General features: G+C 71.6%; 28 protein-coding genes and 1 pseudogene. 16 read left to right on the forward strand and 13 right to left on the reverse strand.

Going from position 1 to position 26,780, the window contains the following annotated elements; translation table 11 throughout:
• Positions 1-149: 149 nt before the first annotated feature.
• From uvrA to K7957_RS08015, 3 genes are all read left to right on the forward strand, one after another.
• Positions 150-3,083 (forward strand): excinuclease ABC subunit UvrA, encoded by a 2,934-nt coding sequence (gene uvrA, locus K7957_RS08005; RefSeq protein WP_223011452.1) that lies wholly within the window; start codon positions 150-152, stop codon positions 3,081-3,083.
• 472 nt (positions 3,084-3,555) lie between these two features.
• A complete protein-coding gene (gene relB, locus K7957_RS08010) occupies positions 3,556-3,732 on the forward strand; it encodes a type II toxin-antitoxin system RelB family antitoxin (RefSeq protein ID WP_223011453.1) in 177 nt (58 codons plus the stop codon).
• Between the two features lie 38 nt (positions 3,733-3,770).
• Positions 3,771-4,007: a type II toxin-antitoxin system RelE/ParE family toxin gene (locus tag K7957_RS08015; protein ID WP_343228347.1), complete on the forward strand. Its 237-nt coding sequence runs from the start codon at positions 3,771-3,773 to the stop codon at positions 4,005-4,007.
• Here the strand turns inward: K7957_RS08015 and K7957_RS08020 are convergent.
• Positions 3,998-4,120: pseudogene (locus tag K7957_RS08020) on the reverse strand (BrnA antitoxin family protein); the annotation flags it as partial. The gene K7957_RS08015 and the pseudogene K7957_RS08020 sit on opposite strands and share 10 nt — an antisense overlap.
• Positions 4,121-4,278: 158 nt before the next feature.
• Between K7957_RS08020 and K7957_RS20660 the strand changes: the two are divergent.
• Positions 4,279-6,177 carry a DUF3597 domain-containing protein gene (locus K7957_RS20660; RefSeq protein ID WP_343228348.1) on the forward strand — a complete coding sequence of 633 codons (1,899 nt, stop codon included), beginning with the start codon at positions 4,279-4,281 and terminating at the stop codon, positions 6,175-6,177.
• Positions 6,178-6,216: 39 nt separating this feature from the next.
• Here K7957_RS20660 and K7957_RS08030 read toward each other — a convergent pair whose 3' ends face one another.
• Both K7957_RS08030 and K7957_RS08035 read right to left on the reverse strand, forming a co-directional pair.
• Positions 6,217-6,927, reverse strand: coding sequence for a glutathione S-transferase (locus K7957_RS08030; protein ID WP_223011455.1), 711 nt, complete (start codon positions 6,925-6,927; stop codon positions 6,217-6,219).
• On the reverse strand, positions 6,924-7,214 hold the full coding sequence (locus K7957_RS08035; protein ID WP_223011783.1) for a BolA family protein: 291 nt from the start codon (positions 7,212-7,214) through the stop codon (positions 6,924-6,926). The genes K7957_RS08030 and K7957_RS08035 overlap by 4 nt, the downstream gene beginning before the upstream one ends.
• Before the next feature lie 44 nt (positions 7,215-7,258).
• On the opposite strand from K7957_RS08035, the gene K7957_RS08040 reads away from it, so the two are divergent.
• Complete coding sequence (locus K7957_RS08040; protein WP_223011456.1) at positions 7,259-7,858, forward strand: DnaJ domain-containing protein; 600 nt, start codon at positions 7,259-7,261, stop codon at positions 7,856-7,858.
• 48 nt (positions 7,859-7,906) lie between these two features.
• Here the strand turns inward: K7957_RS08040 and K7957_RS08045 are convergent, their stop codons facing one another.
• Positions 7,907-8,476: an ATP-dependent Clp protease proteolytic subunit gene (locus K7957_RS08045; protein WP_223011457.1), complete on the reverse strand. Its 570-nt coding sequence runs from the start codon at positions 8,474-8,476 to the stop codon at positions 7,907-7,909.
• A gap of 98 nt (positions 8,477-8,574) precedes the next feature.
• On the opposite strand from K7957_RS08045, the gene K7957_RS08050 reads away from it, so the two are divergent.
• Both K7957_RS08050 and brnA read left to right on the forward strand, forming a co-directional pair.
• On the forward strand, positions 8,575-8,850 hold the full coding sequence (locus K7957_RS08050; protein WP_223011458.1) for a BrnT family toxin: 276 nt from the start codon (positions 8,575-8,577) through the stop codon (positions 8,848-8,850).
• Complete coding sequence (gene brnA / locus K7957_RS08055; protein WP_223011459.1) at positions 8,840-9,061, forward strand: type II toxin-antitoxin system BrnA family antitoxin; 222 nt, start codon at positions 8,840-8,842, stop codon at positions 9,059-9,061. The genes K7957_RS08050 and brnA overlap by 11 nt, the downstream gene beginning before the upstream one ends.
• Positions 9,062-9,104: 43 nt before the next feature.
• Here the strand turns inward: brnA and sdhA are convergent, their stop codons facing one another.
• Genes sdhA through sdhC form a run of 3 tightly spaced genes read right to left on the reverse strand, consistent with a single transcriptional unit; the run spans position 9,105 to position 11,713 of the window.
• Positions 9,105-10,907: a succinate dehydrogenase flavoprotein subunit gene (sdhA, locus tag K7957_RS08060; RefSeq protein WP_223011460.1), complete on the reverse strand. Its 1,803-nt coding sequence runs from the start codon at positions 10,905-10,907 to the stop codon at positions 9,105-9,107.
• On the reverse strand, positions 10,907-11,284 hold the full coding sequence (gene sdhD / locus K7957_RS08065; protein WP_223011461.1) for a succinate dehydrogenase, hydrophobic membrane anchor protein: 378 nt from the start codon (positions 11,282-11,284) through the stop codon (positions 10,907-10,909). Before sdhD ends, sdhA begins: the two co-directional genes overlap by 1 nt.
• Complete coding sequence (gene sdhC, locus K7957_RS08070; RefSeq protein WP_223011462.1) at positions 11,285-11,713, reverse strand: succinate dehydrogenase, cytochrome b556 subunit; 429 nt, start codon at positions 11,711-11,713, stop codon at positions 11,285-11,287.
• A gap of 182 nt (positions 11,714-11,895) precedes the next feature.
• On the opposite strand from sdhC, the gene K7957_RS08075 reads away from it, so the two are divergent.
• The 4 genes from K7957_RS08075 to K7957_RS08090 all read left to right on the forward strand — a co-directional run bounded on the left by K7957_RS08075 (position 11,896) and on the right by K7957_RS08090 (position 16,513).
• Positions 11,896-13,251 carry a methyl-accepting chemotaxis protein gene (locus K7957_RS08075; protein WP_246616836.1) on the forward strand — a complete coding sequence of 452 codons (1,356 nt, stop codon included), beginning with the start codon at positions 11,896-11,898 and terminating at the stop codon, positions 13,249-13,251.
• A gap of 34 nt (positions 13,252-13,285) precedes the next feature.
• The gene (locus K7957_RS08080; RefSeq protein ID WP_246616837.1) at positions 13,286-14,629 is read left to right on the forward strand and encodes a methyl-accepting chemotaxis protein; all 1,344 of its coding nucleotides are present in this window, start codon (positions 13,286-13,288) and stop codon (positions 14,627-14,629) included.
• A gap of 251 nt (positions 14,630-14,880) precedes the next feature.
• Entirely contained in the window at positions 14,881-15,576 is a 696-nt protein-coding gene (locus K7957_RS08085) for an SDR family NAD(P)-dependent oxidoreductase (protein WP_223011464.1), read from the forward strand.
• The gene (locus K7957_RS08090; RefSeq protein WP_223011465.1) at positions 15,566-16,513 is read left to right on the forward strand and encodes a 50S ribosomal protein L11 methyltransferase; all 948 of its coding nucleotides are present in this window, start codon (positions 15,566-15,568) and stop codon (positions 16,511-16,513) included. The genes K7957_RS08085 and K7957_RS08090 overlap by 11 nt, the downstream gene beginning before the upstream one ends.
• Positions 16,514-16,709: 196 nt before the next feature.
• Here the strand turns inward: K7957_RS08090 and K7957_RS08095 are convergent, their stop codons facing one another.
• Entirely contained in the window at positions 16,710-17,072 is a 363-nt protein-coding gene (locus K7957_RS08095; RefSeq protein ID WP_183945882.1) for a response regulator, read from the reverse strand.
• A gap of 32 nt (positions 17,073-17,104) precedes the next feature.
• Here K7957_RS08095 and K7957_RS08100 point away from each other — a divergent pair, with 32 nt between their 5' ends.
• The 4 genes from K7957_RS08100 (at position 17,105) to K7957_RS08115 (ending at position 19,904) form a co-directional block, all read left to right on the forward strand.
• Entirely contained in the window at positions 17,105-17,386 is a 282-nt protein-coding gene (locus K7957_RS08100) for a DUF3572 family protein (RefSeq protein ID WP_223011466.1), read from the forward strand.
• A complete protein-coding gene (locus K7957_RS08105) occupies positions 17,383-18,033 on the forward strand; it encodes an HAD family hydrolase (protein ID WP_223011467.1) in 651 nt (216 codons plus the stop codon). The genes K7957_RS08100 and K7957_RS08105 overlap by 4 nt, the downstream gene beginning before the upstream one ends.
• A 31-nt stretch (positions 18,034-18,064) precedes the next feature.
• Complete coding sequence (locus K7957_RS08110; RefSeq protein ID WP_223011468.1) at positions 18,065-18,535, forward strand: RidA family protein; 471 nt, start codon at positions 18,065-18,067, stop codon at positions 18,533-18,535.
• Positions 18,536-18,773: 238 nt separating this feature from the next.
• Positions 18,774-19,904, forward strand: coding sequence for a GNAT family N-acetyltransferase (locus K7957_RS08115; RefSeq protein WP_223011469.1), 1,131 nt, complete (start codon positions 18,774-18,776; stop codon positions 19,902-19,904).
• Positions 19,905-20,041: 137 nt separating this feature from the next.
• On the opposite strand, the gene K7957_RS08120 is transcribed toward K7957_RS08115, so the two are convergent.
• From K7957_RS08120 to K7957_RS08140, 5 genes are all read right to left on the reverse strand, one after another.
• Positions 20,042-20,269 (reverse strand): BrnA antitoxin family protein, encoded by a 228-nt coding sequence (locus K7957_RS08120; protein ID WP_223011470.1) that lies wholly within the window; start codon positions 20,267-20,269, stop codon positions 20,042-20,044.
• Entirely contained in the window at positions 20,256-20,531 is a 276-nt protein-coding gene (locus K7957_RS08125; protein ID WP_223011471.1) for a BrnT family toxin, read from the reverse strand. The genes K7957_RS08120 and K7957_RS08125 overlap by 14 nt, the downstream gene beginning before the upstream one ends.
• 109 nt (positions 20,532-20,640) lie before the next feature.
• Complete coding sequence (locus tag K7957_RS08130; protein WP_246616839.1) at positions 20,641-22,359, reverse strand: hypothetical protein; 1,719 nt, start codon at positions 22,357-22,359, stop codon at positions 20,641-20,643.
• 10 nt (positions 22,360-22,369) lie between these two features.
• Positions 22,370-24,406: a hypothetical protein gene (locus K7957_RS08135; protein WP_223011472.1), complete on the reverse strand. Its 2,037-nt coding sequence runs from the start codon at positions 24,404-24,406 to the stop codon at positions 22,370-22,372.
• 4 nt (positions 24,407-24,410) lie between these two features.
• Positions 24,411-25,955 (reverse strand): NAD(P)/FAD-dependent oxidoreductase, encoded by a 1,545-nt coding sequence (locus tag K7957_RS08140; RefSeq protein ID WP_223011785.1) that lies wholly within the window; start codon positions 25,953-25,955, stop codon positions 24,411-24,413.
• Between the two features lie 182 nt (positions 25,956-26,137).
• Here K7957_RS08140 and K7957_RS08145 point away from each other — a divergent pair, with 182 nt between their 5' ends.
• On the forward strand, positions 26,138-26,758 hold the full coding sequence (locus K7957_RS08145; protein ID WP_223011473.1) for a hypothetical protein: 621 nt from the start codon (positions 26,138-26,140) through the stop codon (positions 26,756-26,758).
• The last annotated feature ends 22 nt before the right edge of the window (positions 26,759-26,780 follow it).

Raw genomic sequence — 26,780 nt, forward strand, 5'->3', positions numbered from 1 at the left:
CGCCCCCGCCGCGTCGCGCGGCTTGCCCGGCGCTCGGTTGCGACCCACATGCGCGTCGGCGCGTTACGCGTCGCGAGCGCCCGGCGCCGACCGGACCCGTCCGGACCCGAGGCTGGACCTGCCCGAACAAATCTGGAACAGACGAACGCATGGCCCTCACCACCCTCTCCGTCCGCGGCGCGCGCGAGCACAATCTCAAGGACGTGTCGGTCGACATCCCGCGCGACACGCTCACCGTGATCACGGGCCTGTCGGGCTCGGGCAAGTCGAGCCTCGCGTTCGACACGATCTACGCCGAGGGCCAGCGCCGCTACGTCGAGTCGCTCTCGGCCTATGCGCGCCAGTTCCTCGAGCTGATGCAGAAGCCCGACGTCGACCACATCGAGGGCCTCTCCCCCGCGATCTCGATCGAGCAGAAGACGACCAGCCGCAACCCGCGCTCGACCGTCGCCACCGTCACCGAGATCTACGACTATATGCGGCTGCTGTGGGCGCGCGTCGGCGTGCCCTACTCGCCCGCCACCGGGCTGCCGATCGCGGCGCAGACGGTCAGCCAGATGGTCGACCGCGTGATGGCGCTGCCCGAGGGCACGCGGCTGTTCCTGCTCGCGCCGGTCGTGCGCGGGCGCAAGGGCGAGTATCGCAAGGAGCTGGCCGAGTGGCAGAAGGCCGGCTTCACGCGCGTCCGCATCGACGGCGAGGTGCACGAGATCGACGAGGCCCCCGCGCTCGACAAGAAGTACAAGCACGACATCGAGGTGGTGGTCGACCGCCTGGTCGTGCGCGAGGACGTCGCGACGCGCCTCGCCGACAGTTTCGAGACCGCGCTCAAGCTCGCCGACGGGCTCGCCTATGTCGACCCGGCCGATCCCGCCAAGGACCAATACGAGCCGCGCACGCCCGAGAGCGTCGTGCTGGGCGACCACGCGCCGCCGGGGCGGATCGTCTTCTCGGAGAAGTTCGCCTGCCCGGTCAGCGGCTTCACCATCGCCGAGATCGAGCCGCGGCTGTTCTCGTTCAACGCGCCGCAGGGCGCCTGCCCGGCGTGCGACGGGCTCGGCGAGAAACTGGTGTTCGACGAGGACCTGATCGTCCCCAACCACCTGCTCAGCATCAGGAAGGGCGCGGTGGTGCCCTGGGCGAAGAGCAACCCGCCCTCGCCTTATTACATGCAGGTGATGGCGAGCCTGGCGCGCGAGCTCGGCTTCTCGCTCGACACGCCCTGGGGCGAGCTCCACCCCGAGGTGGCGGACAAGATCCTCTACGGCACCGAAGGGCAGCCGGTGACGCTGACCTTCATCGACGGCAAGAAGAGCTACGACGTCAGGAAGCCGTTCGAGGGCGTGATCGGCAACCTCAACCGCCGCATGCTCTCCACCGAGAGCGCGTGGATCAAGGAGGAGCTGGGCAAATACCAGTCGTCGCAGCCGTGCGAGACCTGCCACGGCGCGCGGCTCAAGCCCGAGGCGCTCGCGGTCAAGATCGCGCACCAGGACATCAGCCACGCGACGCGGCTGAGCGTGGTCGACGCGCTCGCCTTCTTCACCGACCTGCCCGACCATCTCGGCGACCAGCAGCGCGCGATCGCCGAGCGGATCCTCAAGGAGATCATCGAGCGGCTCGGCTTCCTCAACAACGTCGGGCTCGACTATCTCAACCTCGACCGCACCTCGGGCACGCTCTCGGGCGGCGAGAGCCAGCGCATCCGGCTGGCGTCGCAGATCGGCAGCGGGCTGTCGGGCGTGCTGTACGTGCTCGACGAGCCCTCGATCGGGCTGCACCAGCGCGACAACGACATGCTGCTCGCCACGCTGCGCCGGCTGCGCGACCTCGGCAACACCGTGCTGGTGGTCGAGCACGACGAGGACGCGATCCGCACCGCCGATTACGTCATCGACATGGGACCGGGCGCGGGCGTGCGCGGCGGCCAGGTGGTGGCGCAGGGCACCCTGCCCGAGCTGCTCGCCAGCACCGGCTCGGTCACCGCCGACTATCTCAACGGCGTGCGCGCGGTGCCGGTGCCGGCCAAGCGCCGGAAGGGATCGGGCAAGAAGCTGACGGTGCACAACGCGCGCGCCAACAACCTCACCGGGGTCACCGCCTCGATCCCGCTCGGCACCTTCACCTGCGTGACCGGCGTGTCGGGCTCGGGCAAGTCGAGCTTCACCATCGACACGCTGTTCGCGGGGGCGGCACGCCAGCTCAACGGCGCGCGCGTGCTGGCGGGCAAGCACGACAAGATCACCGGGCTGCAGCACCTCGACAAGGTGATCGACATCGACCAGTCGCCGATCGGCCGCACCCCGCGCTCGAACCCGGCGACGTACACGGGCGCCTTCACCCAGATCCGCGACTGGTTCGCCGGGCTGCCCGAGTCCCTGGCGCGCGGCTACAAGCCGGGGCGGTTCAGCTTCAACGTCAAGGGCGGGCGCTGCGAGGCGTGCCAGGGCGACGGCGTGCTCAAGATCGAGATGCACTTCCTCCCCGACGTCTACGTCACCTGCGACGTCTGCCACGGCGCGCGCTACAATCGCGAGACGCTGGAGGTGAAGTTCAAGGGCCACTCGATCGCCGACGTGCTCGACATGACGGTGGAGGACGCCGCGGGCTTCTTCGCCGCGGTGCCGCCGATCCGCGACAAGATGGCGATGCTGGTCGAGGTCGGGCTCGGCTACGTCAAGGTCGGCCAGCAGGCGACGACTCTGTCGGGCGGCGAGGCGCAGCGCGTCAAGCTGGCCAAGGAACTGTCGCGCCGCGCGACGGGGAACACGCTGTATATATTGGACGAGCCGACGACGGGGCTGCACTTCGAGGACGTGCGCAAATTGCTCGAGGTGCTCCACGCGCTGGTGGAGCAGGGCAACACCGTGGTGGTGATCGAGCACAACCTCGACGTGATCAAGACCGCCGACTGGATCATCGACCTGGGGCCGGAGGGCGGCGTCAAGGGCGGCGAGATCGTCGCGGAAGGCACGCCCGAGCAGGTGGTGAAGGAGAAGCGGAGCTTCACCGGGCGGTATCTGGCGCCGCTGCTGGTGAAGCGGGGGCCGGGCGTGAAGGCGGAGGCTGAGGCGGCGGAGTGATGCCACACCGCTCCGAGCTGCTGCGTGTGCTGGCATTGCTCGCGGTCGAAGAGCGTATCCGCCGCGAAGCTGTAAACGATCATGGCGTCGGCGGCCTCGAAGACTGACATCGCCGCCGACTGGCAGGGTCGCGTGATCGAGCACGGCGATCTCGTGTCTCGCCTTGCTGCTCGACGGGAAGAGACCGGGAAGCCGGAGATGCCGCGAAACGCCGGCAACCGACGCTCGGCGAGCAAACGAGCGCTCCTTGAGGCGCTGGATCAGCACGGGGCGGACTGGTAGGTCGGGTCATCACGCTGGTCGAGCCGCAGGGTCGCCTGCTGCTTGGCGCGCAGCGCGCGGGATAGTCGGGGCGAGTGTGCGTTCCGCTCGCCGAGCGAGTCGCTGGGGCCTCGCCAATCTGAGGCAACGCGGGGGAGGCAAGACGAAGAGCGAGCTTCCGCCCCAAGCCGCCGTCATTTATGATGCAGGAATGGCGGAGCTACCAACCGACACGCCCACCGCGTCGTCGCGCGACGAGGCCGGCGCCTATGATGCGTGGTTGCGCGCCAAGGTCGAGAAGGCGATCGCCTCTACCGAACCGGGCATCCCGCACGAGCAGGTGATGGCAGAAGTTCGACAAATCATCGAGCGCGCACGCTCCCGTTGACGAGGACGCTCATCTGGCGGCCGGCCGCTCGACGCGACGTGACCGTCATCATCAGATACATCGCCGATCGTCATGCCGCGGCAGCCGCGGACTTGGCCCAACGGTTTGAAGACACCGCTAGGCGCCTGCTGGCTTTTCCCTTCCTCCACCGCCCCGGACGCGCGCCGGGTACGCGCGAGGCAGTGGTTCACCGCAATTACCTCCTGATCTACAGCGTCTCTCGCACGACTATCGACGTACTCGCCGTCGTCCACGCGCGACGACGCTATCCCTGAAGCCCCACTGCCTTGCGCAGCGCCGCGTTGATCCGCCGCTGCCATCCCGGCCCGTCGGCGCGGAAGCGCTCGACCACGTCGGGGTCGAGCCGCAGCGTCACCTGCGGCTTGGCGCGCGCGCGCAAGCTGATCTCCGCTCCACATTATGTAACTACATAACCACTGCCCAGTCCCCTGTGCGCCTTTCGACGACCCATCACGGCGCCCCTGTCCTACACCCTCCAACACCGCCCACCCTCGCCGCCTCCTCCAGCCGCAGCGAGCCGCGCCCATGACCGTCATGTCGCCGATGGAAGGCATCACCGCCCCCGCACGCCGGGCCGAAGCGCCCTCCGCCCCCACCACCGACCCGCTCGCCGCCCCGTTCACCGCCTCGCGCCGCCATCACGGCTGGTCCGCGACCAACCAGCGCGCCTTCCTCGAGGCGATCGCGGAGGGCGATGGCGTCGAGCGCGCCGCCGCGCGCGTCGGGCTCTCCGCCACCTCGGCCTTCGCCTTCCGCCGCTCGGCCAAGGGCAGCGCCTTCGCGCTCGGCTGGCGCGCCGCCACGCTGGTCGCGCGGGAAACCGTCGCCGAGACGCTGATGGTGCGCGCGCTGGAGGGGCAGACCGACACCTATGTCCGCGCCGACGGCAGCACCCTCACGCGCCACCGCCACGACAACCGGCTCGCGCTCGGGCTGCTCCAGCGGCTCGACCGCCAGGTCGAGTCCGCGCCCGCGGCGGACGCGCAGGCGGCGCGGCTGGTCGCGCAGGAGTTCGACGCCTTTCTCGACTGCGTCACGGCGGAGGGCAGCGCCGCGCGCGCCGGGCTGTTCCTGGCGCGGCGCAGCGGCGCGCTGCGCGAGCTGCTCGGCGGCGGCGCCCCCGCCGACTCGGCCGCGCCCGACGGCGACGCGACCACGGCCGATGCCGCCGCCGACGCGCTCGCGCGCGAGCTCGCGCCGATCCTCGCGCTCGCCGCGGCGGACCGGTACCAGCGCGTCGGCGCCGCGCGCGCCGAGGAGGTCGACGTCGCCGACCTCGACGCCGCGGCGCGCCACCGCTGGAGCGCGGCGCAGTGGGCGCGCGCCGAGGCGGCGGGGCTGGTGGTGCTCGCCCCGCCCGCCCCCGATGCGATAGCGGCGGAGACCGCGCCCGAGGCTCAATATTCGCAACATTCGCGCGCGCCGGTGTGGTGGGACGCGGCGGCGCGCGACTGGCGCACGCGCTTCCCGCCGCCCTACGCCTTCGTCGGTGAGGAACAGGGCCTGCCGGGCGATCGCGCCTATGCGCGCGCCCTGACCCCCGCCGAGGCGCGCGCGATGGGGCCCAACCCCGATCGCTACGACGACGACGAATATGACGCCTTGTTCGACGCGCGCGACGCCTGGTTCACCGCCGCCGCCGCGCGCGCGGGGGTGCCGCCGCCGCCGACCTCGCGGAGCCCGCGCGCCGATCAGGCCGCGGGCGCCTGGGACCCGCGCCGCGGCGGCGAACCGCTCAGCGCGACCCAGGCCGAGCTGATCCGCCGCCTGCGCGCGGCGGCGCGCACGCCCCCGACGCGCGAGGAGATCGATCCCGATCATTGGGGCAGCGACGAGGAGGGATGCGCCGAGGCGGAGGGGCTGCTGGCGGAGTGCGCGGGTGAACCTTCGTGGCGACGCGACGTTGCCGGGGACGACCTCGACCTGGTGGGAGTGAGTGACATGAGCATCTTCGGCGCGATCAAGAAAGCGATCTTCGGCGACAAGGGCCCGCTCGGCGGCCAGTTCGGCGGCCACAAGGACGCGCCCGCCGGCGCCGCGCCGCAGCCCGCCCCGGGCGCGCCGCCAGCCACCCCCGCGACTCCCGCTACCCCGGCGACACCGGGCGCGCCCGCGGCGCCAGCCGCTCCCGCCGCCCCCGCCGCCCCCGCCGCCCCCGCCGCCCCGGTCGACGTCGAGCAGGTGCTCGTCGCCACGTCGCAGGCCAAGGGCAACCCCGACCTCAACTGGCGCACCTCGATCGTCGACCTGATGAAGCTGCTCGACATCGACTCGAGCCTGTCCAACCGCAAGGAGCTCGCCACCGAGCTCGGCTATACCGGCGCGCTCGACGGCTCGGCCGAGATGAACATCTGGCTCCACCGCGCCGTGATGCGCGCGCTGGAGCAGAGCGGCGGCATCGTCCCCGACTCGCTGCGGGGGTAAGGCAGAGACAATCCTCCCCGCCAAGCGGGGAGGATCGGTTCAATCCCCGTCGAGCTCGGGATAGTGGCGAAAGATGCCCTCCTCGCTGAACGGCAGCCGCCGCTCGCTGGCAAGATAGGCGCTCACGCCGGGGAGCGCGGCGACGCGGTCGTGCAGCGCCGCCAGACCGGAGTAGCGCGGTGCCAGCGTCGCCATCCGCCGCGGGAAGGCGTAGCGCAGCCCCGCGATCACCTGGAACAGGGAGGTGTCGACATAGCTCCAGCGCTCGCCCGCCACCCACTCGCCCGCCACTGCTCGCGTCGCCGCCTCGAAGTGATCGAGGAATTTGGGCAAGCGCTCGTCGCGGAACTGCGCCGCGGCGCGCGCCGCCTCGGGCTTCTGTTCCTCGTAATAGGCCATCGCCGCCACCGGGTGGTGAACGTTGTGCGCCTCGGCCACCAGGTCGGCAACGGTGAGCTGGAGCTGGTTGAGCCCATAGCGCATCGCCGCGTCGCCCGGTGCCAGCCCGTGCCGGTCGCCGAGATAGAGCAGAATGTCCGCGACCTGCGCCACGGCGCGGCCGTCCGCCACCAGGTAGGGCGGCGCGAACGGCGCGAATGGCGCGTGCGCGGCCATGTCGGCGAGCATCGCCTCTATCCCGTGCGTGCGCGCGCTGTCCTCATAGGCGATGCCGCCCGCCTCGAGCGCGAGCCGGACGAACTCGCCGCGGCCCTGGATCGTCGGCCAGTACCAGAGCCGATAGCCGCTCACGCCGGCTCGCCCGGCGCAATGGCGCGGATCGCGAGGGCGTGGACATGGTCGGCGAGCAGCTCGGCGAGCGCGCGATTGACCAGCCGCTGGCGCTCGACCCGCGACCGGCCGGCGAAGGCGGCGCTCTCCACGACGACGCGGAAGTGGCTCTCGCCGCTGCCGTCGTCGCCCGCGTGGCCATGGTGCAGCGCGCTCTCGTTGATCACCTCGAGCCGCGACGGGGCGAGCGCCGCGGTGAGACGGGCGGTGATCTCGGCCGCGATCGGCCCGGTGGAAGCGTCGGTCATCGCCCCCATATACCCTCCTTTGTCCGGGAAGCGACGGCAGTTCAGTGAAGCCTCACAAGGATCGACCACAGACGAGATTCCACGGCCGCGTCGAGGGCGCGGCGCAGGAATGCGCGCACCCCGGCTGCGCCGAGGCCGGCGAGTTCCGCGCACCGCCGCTGGAGGGACCGGCCAACGCCGAGGGGCCGCCGCGCTTCCGCTGGTTCTGCCTCGACCATATCCGCGCCTTCAACGCGGGCTACAATTACTTCGACGGCATGACCGCGGAGGAGATCCACCACGCGCAGCGCCCGCTGGCCGGCTGGGAGAACGCGACGCGCGCCTTCACGCGCGCGGGCGGCGGCGACCAGGGACCGCGCTGGGCCGACTTCACCGACCCGCTCGACGCGATCGGCGCGCGCTTCCGCCGCACCGCCGCGCCCGAGAGAGGCGACGGCAAGCCGCTGTCAGGCGAGGACCGGCGCAGCCTGGAGACGCTCGGGCTGGCGGCGGACGCGGACCGCGCCGCGCTGCGCCGACGCTATTCCGAGCTGGTGCGCCGCTACCATCCCGACCGCAACGGCGGCGACCGCAGCCACGAGGCGATGCTGGCCAAGGTGATCAGCGCCTATCACCAGCTCCGCCAGGCGCCGGCGTTCGCGTGAGGCTCGCCGTGGTGGGTTAGCGCGGGGGCTGACGGCGCGCCGCTTCCGTCATATGACGTCGAGCACCAGGCCCAGGTCGCGCGCCTCGTGCGCCTCGATATACCAATTGTCGGGCGCGCGCTTCTTGAGCTCGTCGAGCGTCACCTGGCTGCCGCGGACGAGATCGGCGAAGCCTTCCTCCTGGATGCGGATCGAGTCGGCGATCTCGTTGAGCTTGGCCTTGAGGATCGGCGGGATCGTGTTGAGCGGGCCGGAGAGCTGGAGAGTGCTCGTCATGCTGCGCTCGTGGATCATCAGGCGCGTGTTGCGCGTGAGAAAGCGGTTCTCGACCGGGAAGGCCGACATGAAGGTGGCGCCGGCGGAATAGACCGCGACCTTGCCGAGGAACAGCGCCTCGCGGCCGGTGTACTCGCGCAGCAGGCGGATCGAGTCCCCCATCGCGCGCGCCATCTCGGGGTCGCCGCCGAGCGTGGTGAGCGAGACGACGATCGGCCCATCGGCGGGCACGGCGGCGAGCTGCTCTTTGAACCCCGCATACATCATATCGTCCACAGTGCCGTGGAGCTGGATGTGCGGGACGGCGAGGAGCGGGTAGCGGGCGGCGTTGCTGTCGGTCATGGCGGCGGTAAGCGACGGGGCGGGTCAGGGTTCCCCGATGGCGGCAAGAAAAGACGGGCGCGGGAGGGGCGGCTCGCCGCGGGTGTCTACGATAGAGCGTGTTCGAGTTCGACGAAGCGAAGAGCGCCGCGACCCGGCTCAAGCACGGCATCGACTTTCCTACGGCTCAGACGCTGTGGCATGATCCGCGGGCGTTGCGTCTTCCGGTGAGACGATCGACGATCGTCGAGCCGCGCTGGCTGGTCGTCGGTCGTACGGACGGAAGGCTATGGACAGCCGTGGTGACCGAACGCGGCGACCGGATCCGGATCATATCGGTGCGCCGCGCGCGACCGGAGGAAGCGAGGGCCTATGAGCGAGCCGATGAGCGGTGAGGAGTTCGACCGGCGCTTCGACGCCGGAGATGACATCAGCCACCTGGTCGACTGGGGCGCGGCCGTTCGGATCAACGACATCGAGCGTGTCGCGCTCGACCTGCCCGCGTGGCGCGTCCGCCGGCTCGACCAGCTTGCCACCGAGAGCGCCATCACCCGCGAGGCGCTGATCGCGCGCTGGCTCGCCGAACGGCTCGACGGCGCCGCCTGACCAGGCCCTCGCCGCCGGCGAGCGCCTGGTCGAGGTGCGCTGATCAGTAGACGCGCTTCTTGGGCTTGATGTAGTCGACGTCGTCGGTGAGCGTGTAATCGTGCACCGGGCGATAGTCGATCGCGGTGGCGCCGCTCTTGCCGCCCCAGCCGTCGAACGTCGTGATCGTGTGCTTCATCCAGTTGGCGTCGTCGCGCTCGGGGAAGTCCTCGTGCATGTGCGCGCCGCGGCTCTCCTTGCGGTTGGCCGCGCTCTTCATCGTCACCACCGCCTGGCCGATCAGATTGTCGAGCTCGAGCGTCTCGACCAGGTCGGTGTTCCAGATCAGCGAGCGGTCGACCACGCCGACGTCCTGCACGCCCTGGTAGATCGCCTCGATCTTCTCGACGCCCTCCGCCAGCAGCGCCGAGTCGCGGAACACCGCGCAGTGGCGCTGCATCGTCCGCTGCATCTCGCCGCGCAGCTTGGCGGTCGGCGTGCTGCCCGACGCGTGGCGGAAATGGTCGAGCCGGCTCAGCGCCATCTCCTCCGAGCCCTTGGGCAGCGGGTTGTGCGGCGTGTCGGGCTTGAGCGTCTCCTTCAGCCGCAGCCCGGTGGCGCGGCCGAACACGACGAGGTCGATCAGCGAGTTGGAGCCGAGCCGGTTGGCACCATGGACCGAGACGCACGCCGCCTCGCCCACCGCGAACAGCCCGGGGACGACCGAGTCGGGGTCGCCGTCGCGCAGCCGCACGACCTCGCCGTGATAGTTACACGGCACGCCGCCCATATTGTAATGGACCGTAGGCGTCACCGGCAGCGGCTGCCGCGTCAGGTCGACGCCGGCGAAGATCTTGCCCGTCTCGGTGATGCCGGGCAGCCGCTCGTGCAGCACCTTGGGATCGATATGGTCGAGGTGGAGGAAGATATGGTCCTTCTCCTTGCCGACGCCGCGACCCTCGCGCATCTCCATCGCCATCGAGCGCGCCACCACGTCGCGGCTGGCGAGGTCCTTGGCGCTGGGGGCGTAGCGCTCCATGAAGCGCTCGCCCTCGGAGTTGGTCAGATACCCGCCCTCACCGCGCGCGCCCTCGGTGATCAGCACGCCCGCGCCGTAGATGCCGGTCGGGTGGAACTGGACGAACTCCATGTCCTGCAGCGGCAGGCCGGCGCGCAGTGCCATGCCGTTGCCGTCGCCGGTGCAGGTGTGCGCCGAGGTGGCCGACTGGTAGACGCGCCCGCCGCCGCCGGTGGCGAGCACCACCGCGTGCGAGCGGAAGCGGTGGATCGAGCCGTCCTCCATGCACAGCGCGATCACGCCGCGGCAGGCGCCGTTCTCCATGATGAGGTCGAGCGCGAAATATTCGACGTAGAAGTCGGCGTCATACTTCAGGCTCTGCTGGTAGAGCGCGTGGAGCATGGCGTGGCCGGTGCGGTCCGCCGCGGCGCAGGTGCGCTGCACCGGCGGGCCCTCGCCCATGTTCTGCATGTGACCGCCGAACGGGCGCTGGTAGATCGTGCCGTTGTCGTTGCGGCTGAACGGCACGCCGGCGTGCTCCAGCTCGTAGACCGCGGCGGGCGCCTCGCGGACCATATATTCGATCGCGTCCTGGTCGCCGAGCCAGTCGGAACCCTTGACGGTGTCGAACATGTGCCACGACCAATGGTCGGGCGAGTTGTTGCCGAGCGAGGCGGCGATGCCGCCCTGCGCCGCGACGGTGTGGCTGCGCGTCGGGAACACCTTGGTGATGCAGGCGGTCTTCAGCCCGCTCTCGGCGATCCCCATCGTCGCGCGCAGCCCCGAGCCGCCCGCGCCGACGACGACCGCGTCGTAGGTGTGGTCGATGATCTTATAGGCGTCGGACATCAGGCGGCGGCTCCGAAGGCGACCTTGAGGATCGAGAAGATGGCGGTGCCCGCGGTCGCGGCGGTGAACACGTTGAGCAGGATCGTCAGCACGAAGCGGTTCTCTTTGTGCGAGTAATCCTCGATCACCGTCTGCAGCCCGAGGCGGAAATGGTAGAAGACCGAGGCGATCAGGAGCGCCATCGGCACCGCCGCCCAGGCCGAGGAGAGCCACAGCCGCACCGTGGTGTGGTCATAGGACGGCAGCATCGCGATCGACGCCAGGAACCACACCAGCAGCAGGAAATTGGTGCCGGCGGTGAGCTTGTGGTGCCACCAGTGATGCGCGCCGGCGTGCGCGCTGCCCAGCCCGCGGACGCGGCCGATCTCGGTCGTCATTTACTTGATCCCCACGAGGAGAAACCAGAAGCCCGCGGTGAGCAGCACCGACATCACGAAGGTGAGCACCGCCAGCGCGCGGTTGACCTTCAGCTCGAACGCCGCGCCGGTGTCGAGGATGAGGTGGCGGATGCCGCTCATCATGTGCTGGAACAGCGACCAGGTCAGCCCGACGCCGACGATCCAGCCGAGCGGGTTGAGCGCGCCGCTCGCGGTGGTGAACACGTCGAGGAACACGCCATAGGCCTGCGGTCCCGCGGCGATCGCGGCGAGCCACCAGACCAGCAGCAGCGTCCCCACGGTCGCCATGCCGTCGCCGGTGACACGGTGGAAGATCGAGGCGGTCATCGCCGGCGACCAGCGATAGTGCAGCTGCAGCGGGCCGCTGAACAGGTGCGGGCTGCGCGGGCGGGCGGGTTTGGAGGCCAAGCGCTGGGTTCCTCAGGTCACGAAAACGGCGGATCGATTTGGCGCGGTCTATGCGTCCGGCGGCGCCGCGATGCAAGCTTGGTGCCGGGTCGGCCGCGGGAATCCCCGCCCGTTACCTAACCCACTGTTAACCCGGCAGCGCTAGCTAGGGTCACGACTCTGACCCCAGCGGGAGCTCCTCCTTGTCCCACGACCTGCCGCCGATCGGATCGGTCGCCGCCACCTTCGACCTCCCCGCCCGCTTCCGCGTGTTCGACGTCGACGGCCGGCTGACCCAGGCGTCGAGCGACGTGTGGGTGGCGCTGGCGCCGCGCATCCGCGAGATCGCCCAGGCCTATTGGGAGCAGTGGCAGCTCTGCTTCGCCGACCGCCGCTCCTGGGCGACGCAGGAGACCGAGCGGATGATCGATCTCGGCTGCACCTTCCTCGAGAACCGCTTCCTGCGCACCCGCGAGCGCGCCTGGATCGAGTCGATCGAGCGCTCGGTCGCGGGCGCCTATGCCGCCGAGGTCACGCCGATGGCGCTGCTGTCGATGATCAGCGCGAGCGACCGCGCCGCGCTCGACGTGCTGATGGCCAACGTGGCGCGCGATGATCCGCGCCTGCCCGAGCTGGTCGACACGCTGATGCGGCTCTCCGCGCTGGAGGGCGAGATCACGGTGGAGATGTACGCTTCCTACCGCGAGCACCGCGCGCAGGTCGCGCGCGACCGGCTCGCCGCCGAGTTCCGCGACGGCATCGCGGTGACGGTGGAGGACACCACGCGCGAGGGCGACCATCTCCGCGCCCAGGCGTCGCACGCCTCGTCCGCGGCGCGCGGCATGCTCGGCAAGACCAGCGAGGTCGCCGCCGCGGCGGAACAGTCGGCGGTCGCGATGCGCGACGCCGCCTCCACCGCCGCCGGGCTGATCCGCGCGATCGAGGACGCGCGCGCCGAGGTCGAGGTCGCCGCCGACATCGCGACTCGCGCCGCCGGACAGGCGGGCGACGCGGTCAACGTCTCGGGCGCGCTGAGCGACCATGCCAAGTCGATCGAGTCGATCCTCGGCCTGATCCGCGACATCGCCGGGCAGACCAACCTGCTCGCGCTCAACGCCACGATCGAGGCGGCGCGCGCGGGCGACGCCGGGCGCGGCTTCGCGGTGGTGGCGCAGGAGGTGAAGAGCCTCGCCAGCCAGACCGCGCGCGCCACCGACGACATCGCCGCCAAGATCGCCGCGATCCAGGCCGCTACCCGCGTGACGGTCGACACCTCGGCCTCGATCCGCACCACCGTGGCGGAAGTGCAGGATTCGGCGACGCGGATCCGCCACGCGATGGAGTCGCAGGCGCAGACCGTCACCGCGATCACCGCCGCGGTGGACGAGACCGCGCTGGCCGCCGACTCGATGTCGCACACGATCGCGGCGATCCGCGAGGACACCGAGACGGTGGCGACCGAGATCGACCGGCTCGGCATCGGCTTCGACTCGCTCGCGGGCCGGCTCGGCGCGCTCGACGGCCATGCCGGCGAGTTCGCCAGCAAGGTCGCGGCCTGATCCCTCCCCTTCGGTCCGAGTGAGCGTCATGCGCATGTTCCACCACGACGAGCGCGGCCTGGCCGATCGCGTCGGCGACTTCGACTGGGACCGCGGCATCCTGCCGGCGTGCCGCGAGATCGCCGCGCTGCTCGACGCCGCCGACGGCTGGCGACAGGTCGCGCGCACCTTCTGGGACCATCTGCTGGCGCTGCCCACGCTGCCCGCGGCGATGCGCGACGTCACCGGCGCGCGGCTCGACGAGCAGCTCGGCCGCGCGACCCATTACATGCGGCTACGCTACACCGAGCCCTTCAGCGAGCGCTGGCACGCGATGGTGGTCGGCCAAGTCGACGTCTCGCAGGCGAACGGCGTGCCGCTCACGCTGCTGCTTGCCGCGCTGACCCGCGCGCACGGCCAGACGCTGGCGCTGCTCGGCGCCGGTTGTGCCGGTGATGCGGCGCGCCTGGAGCGGCTCAGCAATGTCGTGCTGCGGCTGGCGATGATGGAATCGGATCTGATGGCGTCGCGGCTGGGCGAGCTCTCGCTCGAGGCGGTGCGCTCCGCCCGGGCGGAGCGCTCGGCGGCGTTCCGCTCGAGCGTCAGCGACGGCATCGGCGCGATCGCCGCGCGCGGCCATATCGTCCGCGAGAAGGCGCGCGCCGCGGCCGGCTCGACCCGCGGCATGCTCGACAAGACCAGCGAGGTCGCCACGGCGGCGGAACAGTCGGCGCTGGCGATGCGCGACGCCGCCGCGACCGCGGCCGGGCTGATCCGCGCGATCGACTCGGTGCAGAGCGACATGCGCGCCTGCACCACCACGCTGGAAGACGCCAGCGCGCAGGCCGAGGACGCGGTGAGCGCCAGCGCGGCGCTGAGCGATCACGCCAAGTCGATCGAGTCGATCCTCGGCCTGATCCGCGACATCGCCGGGCAGACCAACCTGCTCGCGCTCAACGCCACGATCGAGGCGGCGCGCGCGGGCGACGCCGGGCGCGGCTTCGCGGTGGTGGCGCAGGAGGTGAAGAGCCTCGCCAGCCAGACCGCGCGCGCCACCGACGACATCGCCGCCAAGATCGCCGCGATCCAGGCCGCCACCCGCGTGACGGTCGACACCTCGGCCTCGATCAAGGACACGGTGGGCAAGGTGCGGCGCTCGGCGGTGCAGGTGACCGCGGCGATGCAGCTCCAGGCGCAGACCGTCACCGCGATCACCGCCGCGGTGGACGAGACCGCGCTGGCCGCCGACTCGATGTCGCACACGATCGCGGCGATCCGCGAGGACACCAACGAGGTGACCGGCGAGATCGTGTCGCTCGGCCACGCCTTCGAGCAGATCGGCGACCGCTTCGACACGCTGCGCGCCTCGGCGGACAGCTTCTCCGCGAGCGAGGGGTAAGGGCGGGGGGCGGCAGCGCGGCGAGACGAGGCTTCGAGGAGCTCAGCCTCTCCTCGGCGCGAACGGGGGAGAACACGCCACCGTTCGTGCCGAGGAGCCGCTGAGCCTGTCGAAGCGGCGTCTCGAAGCATCGTCCCGCTCTCGGCGAGAGCGCGTCGAGACGAGGCATCGACGAGCTCAGCCTCTCTTCAGCACGCCCGTCCGCGCAACCCTCTGGCCCCGCCCCCCGCTTCCGTCCTATCGCGACGCGCATGGTCAACATCCTCCTCACCGGGGCGAGCCGTGGCATCGGCGCCGCCATCGCCGCCACGCTCGACGCCGCCCCCGACGTCGCGCTCGCGCGCCACGCCACCGCGAGCGGCCTCGCCGCCGATTTCGCCGATCCCGCCGCCCCCGCGCGCCTGTGGGACGCCGCGCTCGACCGGCTCGGCGGCCGCGTCGACGTGCTGATCAACAACGCCGGCGTGTTCGAGGCCAACCCGCTCGACTCGGACGACTGGGTCGCCGGCTGGGAGCGCACGCTGCGGATCAACCTCACCGCCGCGGCCGAGCTCAGCCGGCTGGCGGTGCGCCACTGGCAGGCGGACGCGCGCGGCGGCCGACTGGTCAACGTCGCCAGCCGCGCCGCCTATCGCGGCGACAGCCCGGCGCACTGGCATTATGCCGCCGCCAAGGCGGGGATGGTGGCGATGACCAAGACGATCGCGCGCGGCTATGCCCGCGACGAGATCCTCGCCTTCGCGATCTGCCCCGGCTTCACCATGACCGGCATGGCGGAGGATTATATCGCCAGCCGCGGCGGCGACAGGCTCCTCGCCGACATCCCGCTCGGCCGCGTCGCCGAGCCGGAGGAAGTCGCGGCGGTGGCGCGTTTCCTCGCGCTCGAGGCGCCGCCGTCGATGACCGGCGCGGTGCTCGACGTCAACGGCGCCAGCTATGTCCGCTGAGGCGATCGACAGCTGGCGCGTCACGCTGCCGTGCACGCGCGCCGAGGCCGAGGCGATCGACGCCGCCGACGATCTCGCGATCGACGCGGTGCTGATGACCAGCGAGGAGGTCGAGGACGACCGCGAGCATTGGCGGCTCGACGCCTATATGGAGCACGAGCCCGACGCCGCGATGCTCGCGGCGCTGCGCGCTCTGGTGCCGAGCGCGGTGGCGACCGAGCCCGCGGTGACGCCGCTCACCGCGCAGGACTGGGTGACGCTGAGCCAGGCCGGGCTCGAGCCGATCAGCGAGGGGCGGTTCGTCGTCCATACCAGCGCGCACCCGGTCGCAGCGCCGCCGGGCGGCCGCGCCTTCCTGATCGACGCCGGCCAGGCGTTCGGCACGGGGCACCACGCCACCACCTCGGGCTGCCTGGCGATGCTCGACTCGCTCGCCGGCCGCACGGTGACCAACGCGATCGACCTCGGCACCGGCACCGGGCTGCTCGCCTTCGCCGCGCGGCATCTCTGGCCCGACGCGCAGGTCACCGCGACCGACATCGACCCCGCCGCGATCGCGGTGACGCGCGAGAACATGGCGGCCAACGACGTCGACGGCATCGCGCTGGTGGTCGCCGACGGCGCGCTGTCAGAGGCGATCACGGCGCGCGCGCCCTACGATTTGGTGATCGCCAACATCCTCGCCGGCCCGCTGATCTCGATGGCGCCCGAGGTGGCGGCGATCGCCGCGCCGCAGGCCGCGATCGTGCTCGCGGGGCTGCTCGAGACGCAGCGCGCCGAGGTGGTGGCGGCGTTCGCGCGCTGCGGCTGCGCGCCGGAGGCGGTCGACCGCCGCGGCGACTGGACGATCCTGCGGCTGGCCGCGGGCGCGACCCGCTACGTGCCGGAGCGCGCCCCCGACCCGCGCGGGCGCGACGGCTGGGCGCTCGATCTATAGGGTGGAAACAGTCGCGGGCGGGCGCGGAACTCGACCTTCCCCAACAAGCCTGTTCCCCGGCGAGAGCCGGGGACCAGGTGGGAAGGCGGCAGTGGGTCTCACCAGCGTCCCCCGACCGGGCCCCGGCTTCCGCCGGGGTACAAGCCAGAGAGAGGAAAGATCGCTCAGCCGCGAGACAGCGGCACCGCGCCGCTGCTCACACCAGCGACCCCACCGCGGTGATGAAGCGCGCCAGCGTGATCGGCTTGGAGATATAGGCGTCCGCCCCTGCCGCGCGGATGCGCTCCTCGTCCTCGCGCCCGGCGTAGGCGGTCACCGCCATCACCGGGATGTGGCGCAGCGCGTCGTCGGCCTTGAGCTCGAGGATCAGCTCATAGCCGGTGACGTGCGGCATCTGGATGTCCATCACGATCAGGTCGGGCATGAAGGCGCGGGTCCGCTCCACCGCCTCGCGCCCGTCGCGCACCGGCTCGACCGCGAAGTCGTGCGCCCGCAACAGGTCACAGAACAGCTTGAGATTGAGTTCATTGTCCTCGACAACGAGCACTCGCTTGGCCACGCGCCGCTTTCTCCTCTGACACCAGATAGATAATGGTCCGAACCGATCCAAACCAGCCCGACGCGACCACGATCGCGCTCGACGCTCTCGCCTGGACGCTTAACGAACCGTTGCGCGCCGAACGACTGATCGGCGTGACGGGGCTCGCGCCCGACGACCTGCGCGCGCGGCTGCGCGATCCTGCCGTCCTGGCCGCGTGCCTCGCCTTCCTCGAGGCGCACGAACCCGATCTGCTCGCCTGCGCCGCGGCGACCGGCACCACCCCGGCCGCGCTGGTCGCGGCTCGTGCTCGACTGGAGGAAGCGCCACGATGACCCGACCGCTGCTGATCAGCGACTGCGACGAGGTCTTACTCCACATGGTGCGCCACTTCGCCACCTGGCTCGACGAAGCGCACGACATCGAGTTCCGCTATGACAGCTGGGAATTGGCCAAGAACATGCGCCGGCGCGGCGGCGTGCCGCTGACGCAGGAGGAGATGTTCGGCTATCTCGGCGGCTTCTTCCCCGCCGAGATGGCGCGCCAGACGCTCGTCCCGCACGCCGGCGCGGCGCTGGCGCGGCTGGCCGAGCGCGCCGACATCGTCATCCTCACCAATCTCGAGGACCAGTGCCGCACCCACCGCATCGAACAGCTCGAGCGCTTCGGGATCGCGCACCGGGTCGAGTGCAACCAGGGCGGCAAGGGCGCGCCGGTGGCGCGGCTCGTGGCGGAGCACGGTGACCCGGTGACGGTCTTCGTCGACGACCTGCCGCACCACCATGAGTCGGTGGCCAAGCACGCGCCCGGCGTGTGGCGGCTCCACATGATCGCCGAGCCCGCGCTCGCCGCGGGTGTGCCGGCAGCGCCACAGGCGCACGCGCGGATCGACGACTGGCGCGCGGCCGAGGCGTGGATCGACGCGCGCTTCGCCGCGGGTGCGCCCGCGCCTCTCCCCGAGGACGCGTCGGCCCCGACTTGACCGGCGGGCACGCACGCCGCAGGGACGGCGCATGACCGATCGTATCGACCGCGCGCTCGCCGAGCTCGGCCTGACGCTGCCCCAGGCCGCCGCCCCGGTGGCCGCCTATGTCCCCGTCGTCGCGGCGGGCGGGTTCCTCCACGTCTCGGGCCAGCTGCCCTTCCGGGACGGCGCGGTGGTCACCGGGCGGCTCGGCGACGACGTCTCGCTCGAGCAGGGGCAGGACGCGGCGCAGCGCTGCGCGCTGATGCTGGTGGCGCAGCTCAAGGCGCATCTCGGCACGCTGGAGCAGGTCACGCGGATCGTGAAGCTCGGCGTGTTCGTGAACTCCACCGCCGACTTCACCGATCAGCCCAAGGTCGCCAACGGTGCCAGCGAGCTGATGGTCAAGCTGTTCGGCGACGCGGGGCGCCACGCGCGCTCGGCGGTGGGCGTGGCGGCGCTGCCGCTCGGCGCCGCGGTCGAGGTCGACGCGATCGTCGAGGTCGCCGCCTCGCTCTGAGCGCGGGGCGCGGGTCGCTCGCGCGACTTCTGGAGAAGCGTCATCCCGGACTTGACCTGGGATCGATGATGCCGCGCACGCCTCGGCCGTTCCTCTCGCGGCGGCATGGATCCCGGCGCAAGGCCGGGATGACGGTGACGGTCGGATACGCGCGACGACACCGCACCGCCGGAAGAAACCACACGCCCCGCGTCTCCGTCCTTTAACCCCCGCCCGCGCGCGCCTAACTTAGGCGGTGATGACCTCGCTGACCGCGCGAATCGCCGAGGGGGTCGGCGCCCTCCCCGCTGACCAGTGGGACGCCTGCGCCGGCACCGCCAACCCCTTCCTCGGCCACGCCTTCCTCGCCGCTCTCGAGGAATCGGGCAGCGTCGGCGGGCGCAGCGGCTGGCAGCCGATCCCCGTCGTCGTCGACGGCGCGGACGGCGCGCCCGCCGCGATCGCGCCGGCCTATGCCAAGAGCCACAGCCAGGGCGAATATGTCTTCGACCATGGCTGGGCGGACGCGTGGGAGCGCGCCGGCGGCGCTTATTACCCCAAGCTCCAGGTCGCGGTTCCCTTCACCCCGGTACCGGGGGCGCGGCTGCTGCTGCGCGACGCAGAGGCCGCGCCCGCGCTGATCGCCGCGCTGGAGGCGGTGACCGACCGCCACGACCTCTCCTCCGCGCACGCCACCTTCGTCGCGCCCGACCAGATCGCGCAGTTCGAGCGCGCCGGCTGGCTGATCCGCGAGGGCACGCAATATCACTGGCAGAACCAAGGCTATGCCAGCTTCGACGACTTCCTCGGCGCGCTCGCCAGCCGCAAGCGCAAGGCGATCCGCAAGGAGCGCGCCGCGGCGGTGGAGGGGCTGACGATCCGCCATCTCAGCGGCGCCGCGATCGGGCGGCGCGAGTGGGACGCCTTCTGGCGCTTCTACCAGGATACCGGCAGCCGCAAATGGGGACGCCCCTATCTCACCCGCGCCTTCTTCCCGCTGCTGGGGGCGGCGCTGGGCGAGCGCGTACTGCTGATCCTGGCCGAGCGCGACGGCGTGCCGATCGCGGGCGCGCTCAACCTGATCGGTGACGACGCTCTGTATGGCCGCTACTGGGGCTGCACCGAGGAGGTGCCGTTCCTCCACTTCGAGCTGTGCTATTACCAGGCGATCGACGCCGCGATCGCGCGCGGGCTCAAGACGGTGGAGGCGGGCGCGCAGGGCGAGCACAAACTCGCGCGCGGCTATGTCCCGGTGCCGACCTGGTCCGCGCACTACATCCCCGATCCCTCGTTCCGTCGCGCGGTGGCGGACTTCCTGGTGCGCGAGCGCGCCGCGGTGGCGCAGGAGCAGGAGTTCCTGGGAGAGATGACGCCGTTCCGGCGGGGGTGAGGCGTTACCGCTGATCGATCGCGCTCAGCTGCCGGCCGCCGTGCTCCTGCGCTGGCGGGAGCCCAGAGCCACGCACGGCTTCCTTGTGACCCTGGGCTCCGGCCTGCGCCGGAGCACGACCGAACGTCGGTGAGACGCTAGATCTCTCCGGCGGACACCAGGCGGCCGAGCACCGCGTTGACCCGGGTCTGCCAGCCGGGGCCGCTCGCGCGCAGGTGCGCGACCGTCGCGGCGTCCAGGCGTATTTTCACCTCCACCTTCGGCGCCTCCGATCGCGGTCGGCCGCGTCGCGACCGCGTCATGCCCGCCATGAAGGCCTCATCCAGCGGCGGGTTGTCGTCGCGCTCGGGGTCAGAGGTTGTCATGATAGAATCTCACCTCATGCTTCTCGGCCCGGCGCAGGCTGATCGCGCGGACTGCATGGTCATGAGATCCCTCGGCGAACACCAGCACATGCGGCCGATCCGCGATGAGCCCGAGCGCCACGAAGCGGACTTCACCATAGTCGAAGCGATCGTCCCCGCGCTCGAGCGCCGTGTCCCAGTCGAACGCCGCGGCGGACCCTAGCGACAGACCGTGCCGCTCCCGATTGGCGCGATCCTTGGCCGGGTCGAACTCGATCTCCATGGATGTCGTACATCCGCTCACACGCCGTGGCAACTAATTATCGTGCACCCATCAATTCACGGGCGCGTTCCTCACCTTCATATAGGCGATCCGTCGCCCGAGCGACCTCCTACCGCTCCTGCTCGACCCGCAGCCGCTCGAGCCGCTCCTGCTCGCGCTCCTGCCGCTCGCGCAGCCGCTCGAGCCGCTCGCGGCGGCGCTGCATCCGCTCGATCAGCCACTTGGGCACGCCCAGCTCCTCGTCCGTCGCCTCGATCGCGGGCGCGTCATGGTCGACGCGGAACAGCACCGAGTTGCTCGACGGCGAGCGCCACACCGGCACCAGCCCGGCGGTGAAGCGCGGGTTGTACGCCGGCGGGCGGATCAGCCAGACATAATCGAAGGCGTCGCGCGGGAAGCGCGCCAGCGCGTAATTGGCCGGACGCCACCATTCGTACGGACATTTGACCGAGGTGACGATCTGGGTCGGATCGTGCGCGTAGGGGCCGGCGTCGCGATAGTGAACCGTGAGCAGCTGCGCCCCCGCCATCGACCATTGGTCGTCCGTATAGGCCAGCCGCCGCTCCAGCGCGATCGCGGGCAGATGCTCCAGCCGCGACATGCGCCACGCGTTGGAGCAATTGTGCCCGACGAAGCTGATCAGCCGCGCCCCGATCGGCACGTGCGGCAGCGCCGCGAGTTCGGCGTCGTAGTCGGCGTCGAAGCTTGCGAAGCTGATGGTCGTCGCGCCGAGGCGCACCGCGTAGAAGCTCAGCCCCGCCGCGGCGAGCAGAGCGGCATGACGCAGGTCGGCGCCGGGCTTGGGCCGGATCGCGATCACCGCCACCGCGATCATGAAGGGCGCCATCCGCATGTCGGCATAGGCTGAGCCGAAGACGATCCGCGGCAGCAGGATGTACACCAGCAGCATCAGCAGCGCCGAGAGCCCGAGGTGGCGCGAATAGCCCATCCGCGGGTCGCGCACCGCCTTGAACAGCACGAGGTAGATCACGGCCACGCTGGCGACGTCGAACCACAGCCAGCGGTCGCGCAGCGCCATCACGATCCAGGCGATCTTGGTGCGCCAGTAGAAGAAGTCGGCGGTCTGCCCGGTGACGTCCGCGCCCGAGCGCCACGCCACCATCAGCACCATCGGCAGCGCCAGCGGCACGCAGCCCAGCCCGGCGCGGACCCAGCTCTCCAGCCAGTGGCCGCCGGCCCGCTGCTGACCTGGCCGATCCTTGCGGAGGTCGTGCTGACGGACCAGCTCGCTCGAGAAGGCGAGCACGCCCAGCACGCCCCAGCCGAAGGTGTGGCACACCCACAGCAGGCACGACAGCGGCACGAACAGCACCGCGCGCAGCGTGAAGCGCCCCAGCCGCGCCAGCCGCAGCCACAGTCCGAACAGGCACAGCGCCCAGGCCATCGACAGCGCGAAGTTCACGAAGCCGAAGTGGAACGGATAGCCATAGGCCAGCGGCAGCGCGAACAGAGCGGTCGGCGGGATGCGCCCGTGCACCTCGCGCGCGATCCACAGGAGCCCGCCGACGGTGAGCGCGGGGATGCTGAGGATGATCAGCTTGACCGCCGGCTCCAGCCCGATCAGCGGCGCGAGCGGCTCGATCAGCAGGTCGACGCCCAGGTTGCCGATCAGCGACCAGCGGAACTGGTACCAGTCGGTCAGCCAGGGGTGCGCGCCGCGGTCGAGCTGGACGCGGTAGCGCCCCATGTGACCGGGCAGGTCGACGATCGGAGGGATGTCGGGCCAGAGCAGCGGCACGCACGCCGCCACCATCGCGGCGAGCACGAACCACCGCGTCTGCCACCAATGGAGCCGGTCTGCCTGCATCGCGAGCGCCTTAAGGGCGCGCGGGCCCCGCGGGCAAGGGGTCGCGCGCGACGCGCCACGCCAGCACCGGCCCGCGCACCGCGATCGGCACCAGCCAGGTGACCCGCTCACCGCGCTCCAGCCGCGCCCACAGGCCGTCCGGCGCGGCGGCGCGATACTGCGCCAGCTCGGTCAGGCCGGGGCAGGCGATCAGATAGTCGGCGCCGCTCGCCGCCACGATCGCGCGGGCGCGCGCGGGCGGCAGCGTATAACCGAGCAGCACCTGCTCCATCGCGCGCGCGCCGCGGTGATAGCCGCCCGCGATCGCGCGGTGGCGCGTGCTCACCAGCAGCTCGGGGGTGACGTCGAGCGGCGCGAAGACGATGCCCGGCGGCAGCGCGGCGAGCGCGCGCACGTCGGTCGCGGCGGCGCAGCTCGGCCGACGCGCCTCGTCGCGCGCGCGCTCGACCGGCCCGGGCACGAGCAGCAGCGCGGCGGCGGCGACCTGGCCGGGCGAGGCGAGCAGGAGCGCGCCGAGCGTGGCGAGCGTGCGCGGCAGCGGCGCGGCGAGACCGCGCGCGCGCGCCAGCAAGGTCGCCAGCAGCACCGCGGCGCCGGGCACCGCGAGCGCGTTGGCGGTGGCGGCGGCGCGGCTCACCCAGATGGCGATCGCGGTCGCGGCGAGCAGCAGCAGCAGGTAGAGCCACCAGCGCTCGCGCGCGGCCTCGGTCAGCGCGCGCGGCGGCAGGCGGCGCAGCGCCAGCGCGGTGCCGGCGAGCCCGGCGAGCGGCAGGCCGATCGCCGCGGCGGCGAGCGCGGGCGGCTGGTCCCACAAGGGTCGGCCCTCGAGTACGCTGAGATACCACCAGCGATAGACGATCGGCGGCAGCGTCGCGAACGGCCCGGCGAGACAGTCGGGGGCGAGCAGCAGCCATGTCGCGGCGGCGGCCGCGCCGGCGAGCGCGAGGAGGACGAGACGGAGCGCGAGCTGGGTGGGTGTTCCTGCGAACGCAGGAACCCAGGACGGTGAGCGATGCGCGTGGCGGCTCTGGGCTCCTGCGTGCGCAGGAGCACGGGACGGGAGCGGCGTTGGCTCTCCTTCGCCGCGGATCTCGCCGTCACCGCGGACTTGCTCCGGGGCCCACCCTCCCGCGTATTCCTTGGCCGAAGAGGACGCGGCACGGTGGATCCCGGACCACGTCCGGGATGACGGGAGGTGTGAGGTGACCGTGCCGCCCCCCGACACCCGCCCCAGCCCTACCGCCACCGTCAGTCCGATCGCGACGACCCACAGCACCGCCAGCCACGCGGGCGCGATCGCGTCGCACGCCGGCTGTGCCCAGAGCGGCCCGCGCGTGGCGAGATGGAGCGCGCTCGCCGCACCCGCCAGCGTCCAGCCGAGCGTCACCACCATGGCCGCGCGCGCCGGTCGCCACGCCCAGCCGAGCGCGGCGATCGCCGCGGTGGCGGCGGCGATCGGCAGCCCCTCGAGCGAGATCGTCAGCAGCACCGCCAGCGCCGCGCCCGCCAGTGCGCCGCTGCGCCGCGTCGGCGGCGCGAGCAGCGCGGCGGCGGCGGCGAGCGCGGCGGCGACCTGCCAGCCGTGATGGTCGATCCGCAGCGGGCGCAGCTGGGACAGGAGCGGCGAGGCCAGCGCCACCAGCAGCACCGCGTAGGGCACGCGCGCGCGCCCGGCCAGCCGCCGCGCCAGCAGCGCCGCCAGCGCGGTCACCGCCAGCAGCGTCAGCAGCGGCACCAGCACCAGCGCGACGCGCTCGGCGCCGCCCGCGCCCAGCAGCGGGCGCAGCGCCAGCATCGCGCCCGCCAGCGGCAGATCGACCAATCGCGACCAATGCATCGGGAAGTCGCCGCGGTGGAGCCGGTGCTGCGCGACGTCGAACCAGCCCTGGCCGCCGAGCCAGTCGCGTACCTCGAGCAGCCGCATCGCGTCGTCGGCGTCGAGGAACAGCCGCGCGCGGATCGCGTCCCAGCTCGCCGCCACCAGCAGCAGCGACGTCAGCAGCCAGCCGGCGAGCACCGGCGCGGCGGGGTGCCGCCGCAGGGTCATCGCGTCACGCCGCCTGGCGCACGTCCGCGCCGACCCGCCCGGGCACCTGGCGCAGGCTGGAGAGCGCCGCGGCCTCGCCCTCGCGCCCGCTCTCGTGATATTCCGCGTCCTCGTTGACCGCCCAGGTGTCGTACACGCGCGCGCCGGCCTGGATGTTGCGGACCGTCAGCATCGCGGTCATCATCGCGTGGTCCTGGTTGTTGTAGCGGTGCATGCCGTTGCGGCCGACGCAGTGGAGTGTCGGGTAGCGGCCCTCCAGCTCGCGCCGCAGCATGTCGACGTTCTGCGCGTAATCCTCGTCGTAGACGGGATAGGCCTTCTCCTGCCGCACCACCGTGCCGCCGACGACGTGCGACGGGTCGCACAGCCCCAGCGCCGCCATCTCGCGCGTCGCCAGCGCGACCAGTTGCTCGTCGCTCGAGGTCCACAGCCCGTCGCCCTCGAAGCAGAAATACTCCAGGCCGACGCAGGCGATCGCGGGATCGGGCACCATCTCGGGCGACCAGGAGCGGAAGTTCTGGATGCGGCCGACCTTCACCTTGGGATCGTGGATGTAGATCCAATTGTCCGGGAACAACTCGGGCGAGCGGATCATCAGCGCGACGGTGAGGAAGTCGCGATATTTCAGGTTGGCCGCCTCGGGCAGCGCCGCGGGCAGCGGGTGGAGCCGGCTGGCGAGTTCGCGCATCGGCGCCGAGGAGATCACGTGCGCGGCGTCGAGCGCGGTGATGCCGGCGGCGGTGTCGGCGGACACGGTCCAGCGCCCGCTCGCCGCGTGGTGGTGGAGCTGGCGCAGCGAATGGCCCATCCGCACAGTGCCGCCGCGCTCGACGACGCGGTCGCGCGCCGCTTCCCACATCATCCCCGGCCCGAGCCGCGGGTAGCGGAAATTCTCGAGCAGCGTCTTGGTCTGCATCCCGTCGTTGGGGCGCTTGTTGAGCCCGAGCGAGCGCTTGACCCCGTCGATCACCGCCTTGCCGAGCGACAGGCCCTTGATCCGCTGCGCCGCCCAGTCGGCGCTCATCTCGTCGCACGGCATGCCCCATACCTTCTCGGTATAGGTCTTGAAGAAGATCGAGTAGAGCTTGTGGCCGAAAGCGTTGACGGTCCAGTCCTCGAAGCTGCGCACGCGACGCCGCGGCAGCAGCCGCGCCTTGGCGAAACTGACCATGCAGAGGGTCGAGCGGACGATGCCGAGATGCCCCAGCGCCTCGAACGCGCGCAGGGGATAGCTGTAGAACTTGCCCTCGTAATAGATGCGGCTCATCCGCGGGCGCTCGATGAAGTCGTGCGGCAGGATCTCGTTCCAGAGATCGACCACGTCCTTCGACTTGGAGAAGAAGCGGTGGCCGCCGATGTCGAAGCGGAAGCCCTGGTGCTCGACGGTGCGGCTGATCCCGCCGACGTAGCGCTCGTCCTTCTCCAGCACCGCGACGCTGTAGCCCGCCTGGGTGAGCAGATAGGCGGCGGTGAGCCCTGCCGGGCCGGCGCCGATGATCGCGACGTCGACCGCCTCGCCCGCCTGTGCCGCAGAAGTCGCGCCGATCATCGCCATCACCCTCGCCCGATCCTGTGACCCGTGATGGCGAGGGGATGACGGAATTTGGTTGAGGGGTGGTTAACGTTGAAGCTCGCGCGCCCGTCCAGCGCGGGTCAGCGGCGGCTTGACCGCGCGGCGCGGGTCGGGTGCGATCGAGCCGTCCGCGCATCGGCGCGGGCGAGGGCCAGCGGATGCGAACCTATCACCTGCTGATCGCCGCGACGTCGACGGCAGTGCTCGCGCTCGCGGCCTGGCTCGGCGCGGGATCGTCCCGCGGGCCGCGCGCGGAGACCACGCCGATCCGCGTCGTGCAGGGCACCGGCTCGTCGGTACCGCTCCCCGTCGCCGCGGCGCCGGCGCCCGCGCCGTCTTCCGCGCCGGTCGCGCCGCCCTCCGCTGCGGCGACGGGCGACGCCCTGCTCGCCGATCTGCTCGCCGAGGACGAGGTGCTGCCGCCCGCGGCGAGCACCGGCACCTTCCACCGCCGGCTCGCGGCCGAGCCGCGCGACGCGCCCTGGGCGACGGAAAATGAGCGCGCGATCATCGCGGCGACGCGTGCCATCCCCTATCTCGATCCGCAGGTGCCCGCGCAGGTGCGGTGCGGCGCTACGCTGTGCGAGCTGGTCGCCGCGGTCGCGCCCGAGGCCAGCGCGAGCAACCGCCGGATCGCGGAGGAGGCGCTCCAGCGCGCAGACCTGCTCGACCCCGCGCACCGCTCGGCGCTGGCGGTGGCGCAGACGCAGGTCGCGAGCGCCACGCCGCACCACCCCGACGGCGGGGTGCTCGTCCGCTATTTCACGCGGGTACGCTGAGGCCGCGGCGGGCGATCGTCGC

It is taken from the genome of Sphingomonas yunnanensis, assembly GCF_019898765.1.
Taxonomy (GTDB): domain Bacteria; phylum Pseudomonadota; class Alphaproteobacteria; order Sphingomonadales; family Sphingomonadaceae; genus Sphingomonas; species Sphingomonas yunnanensis.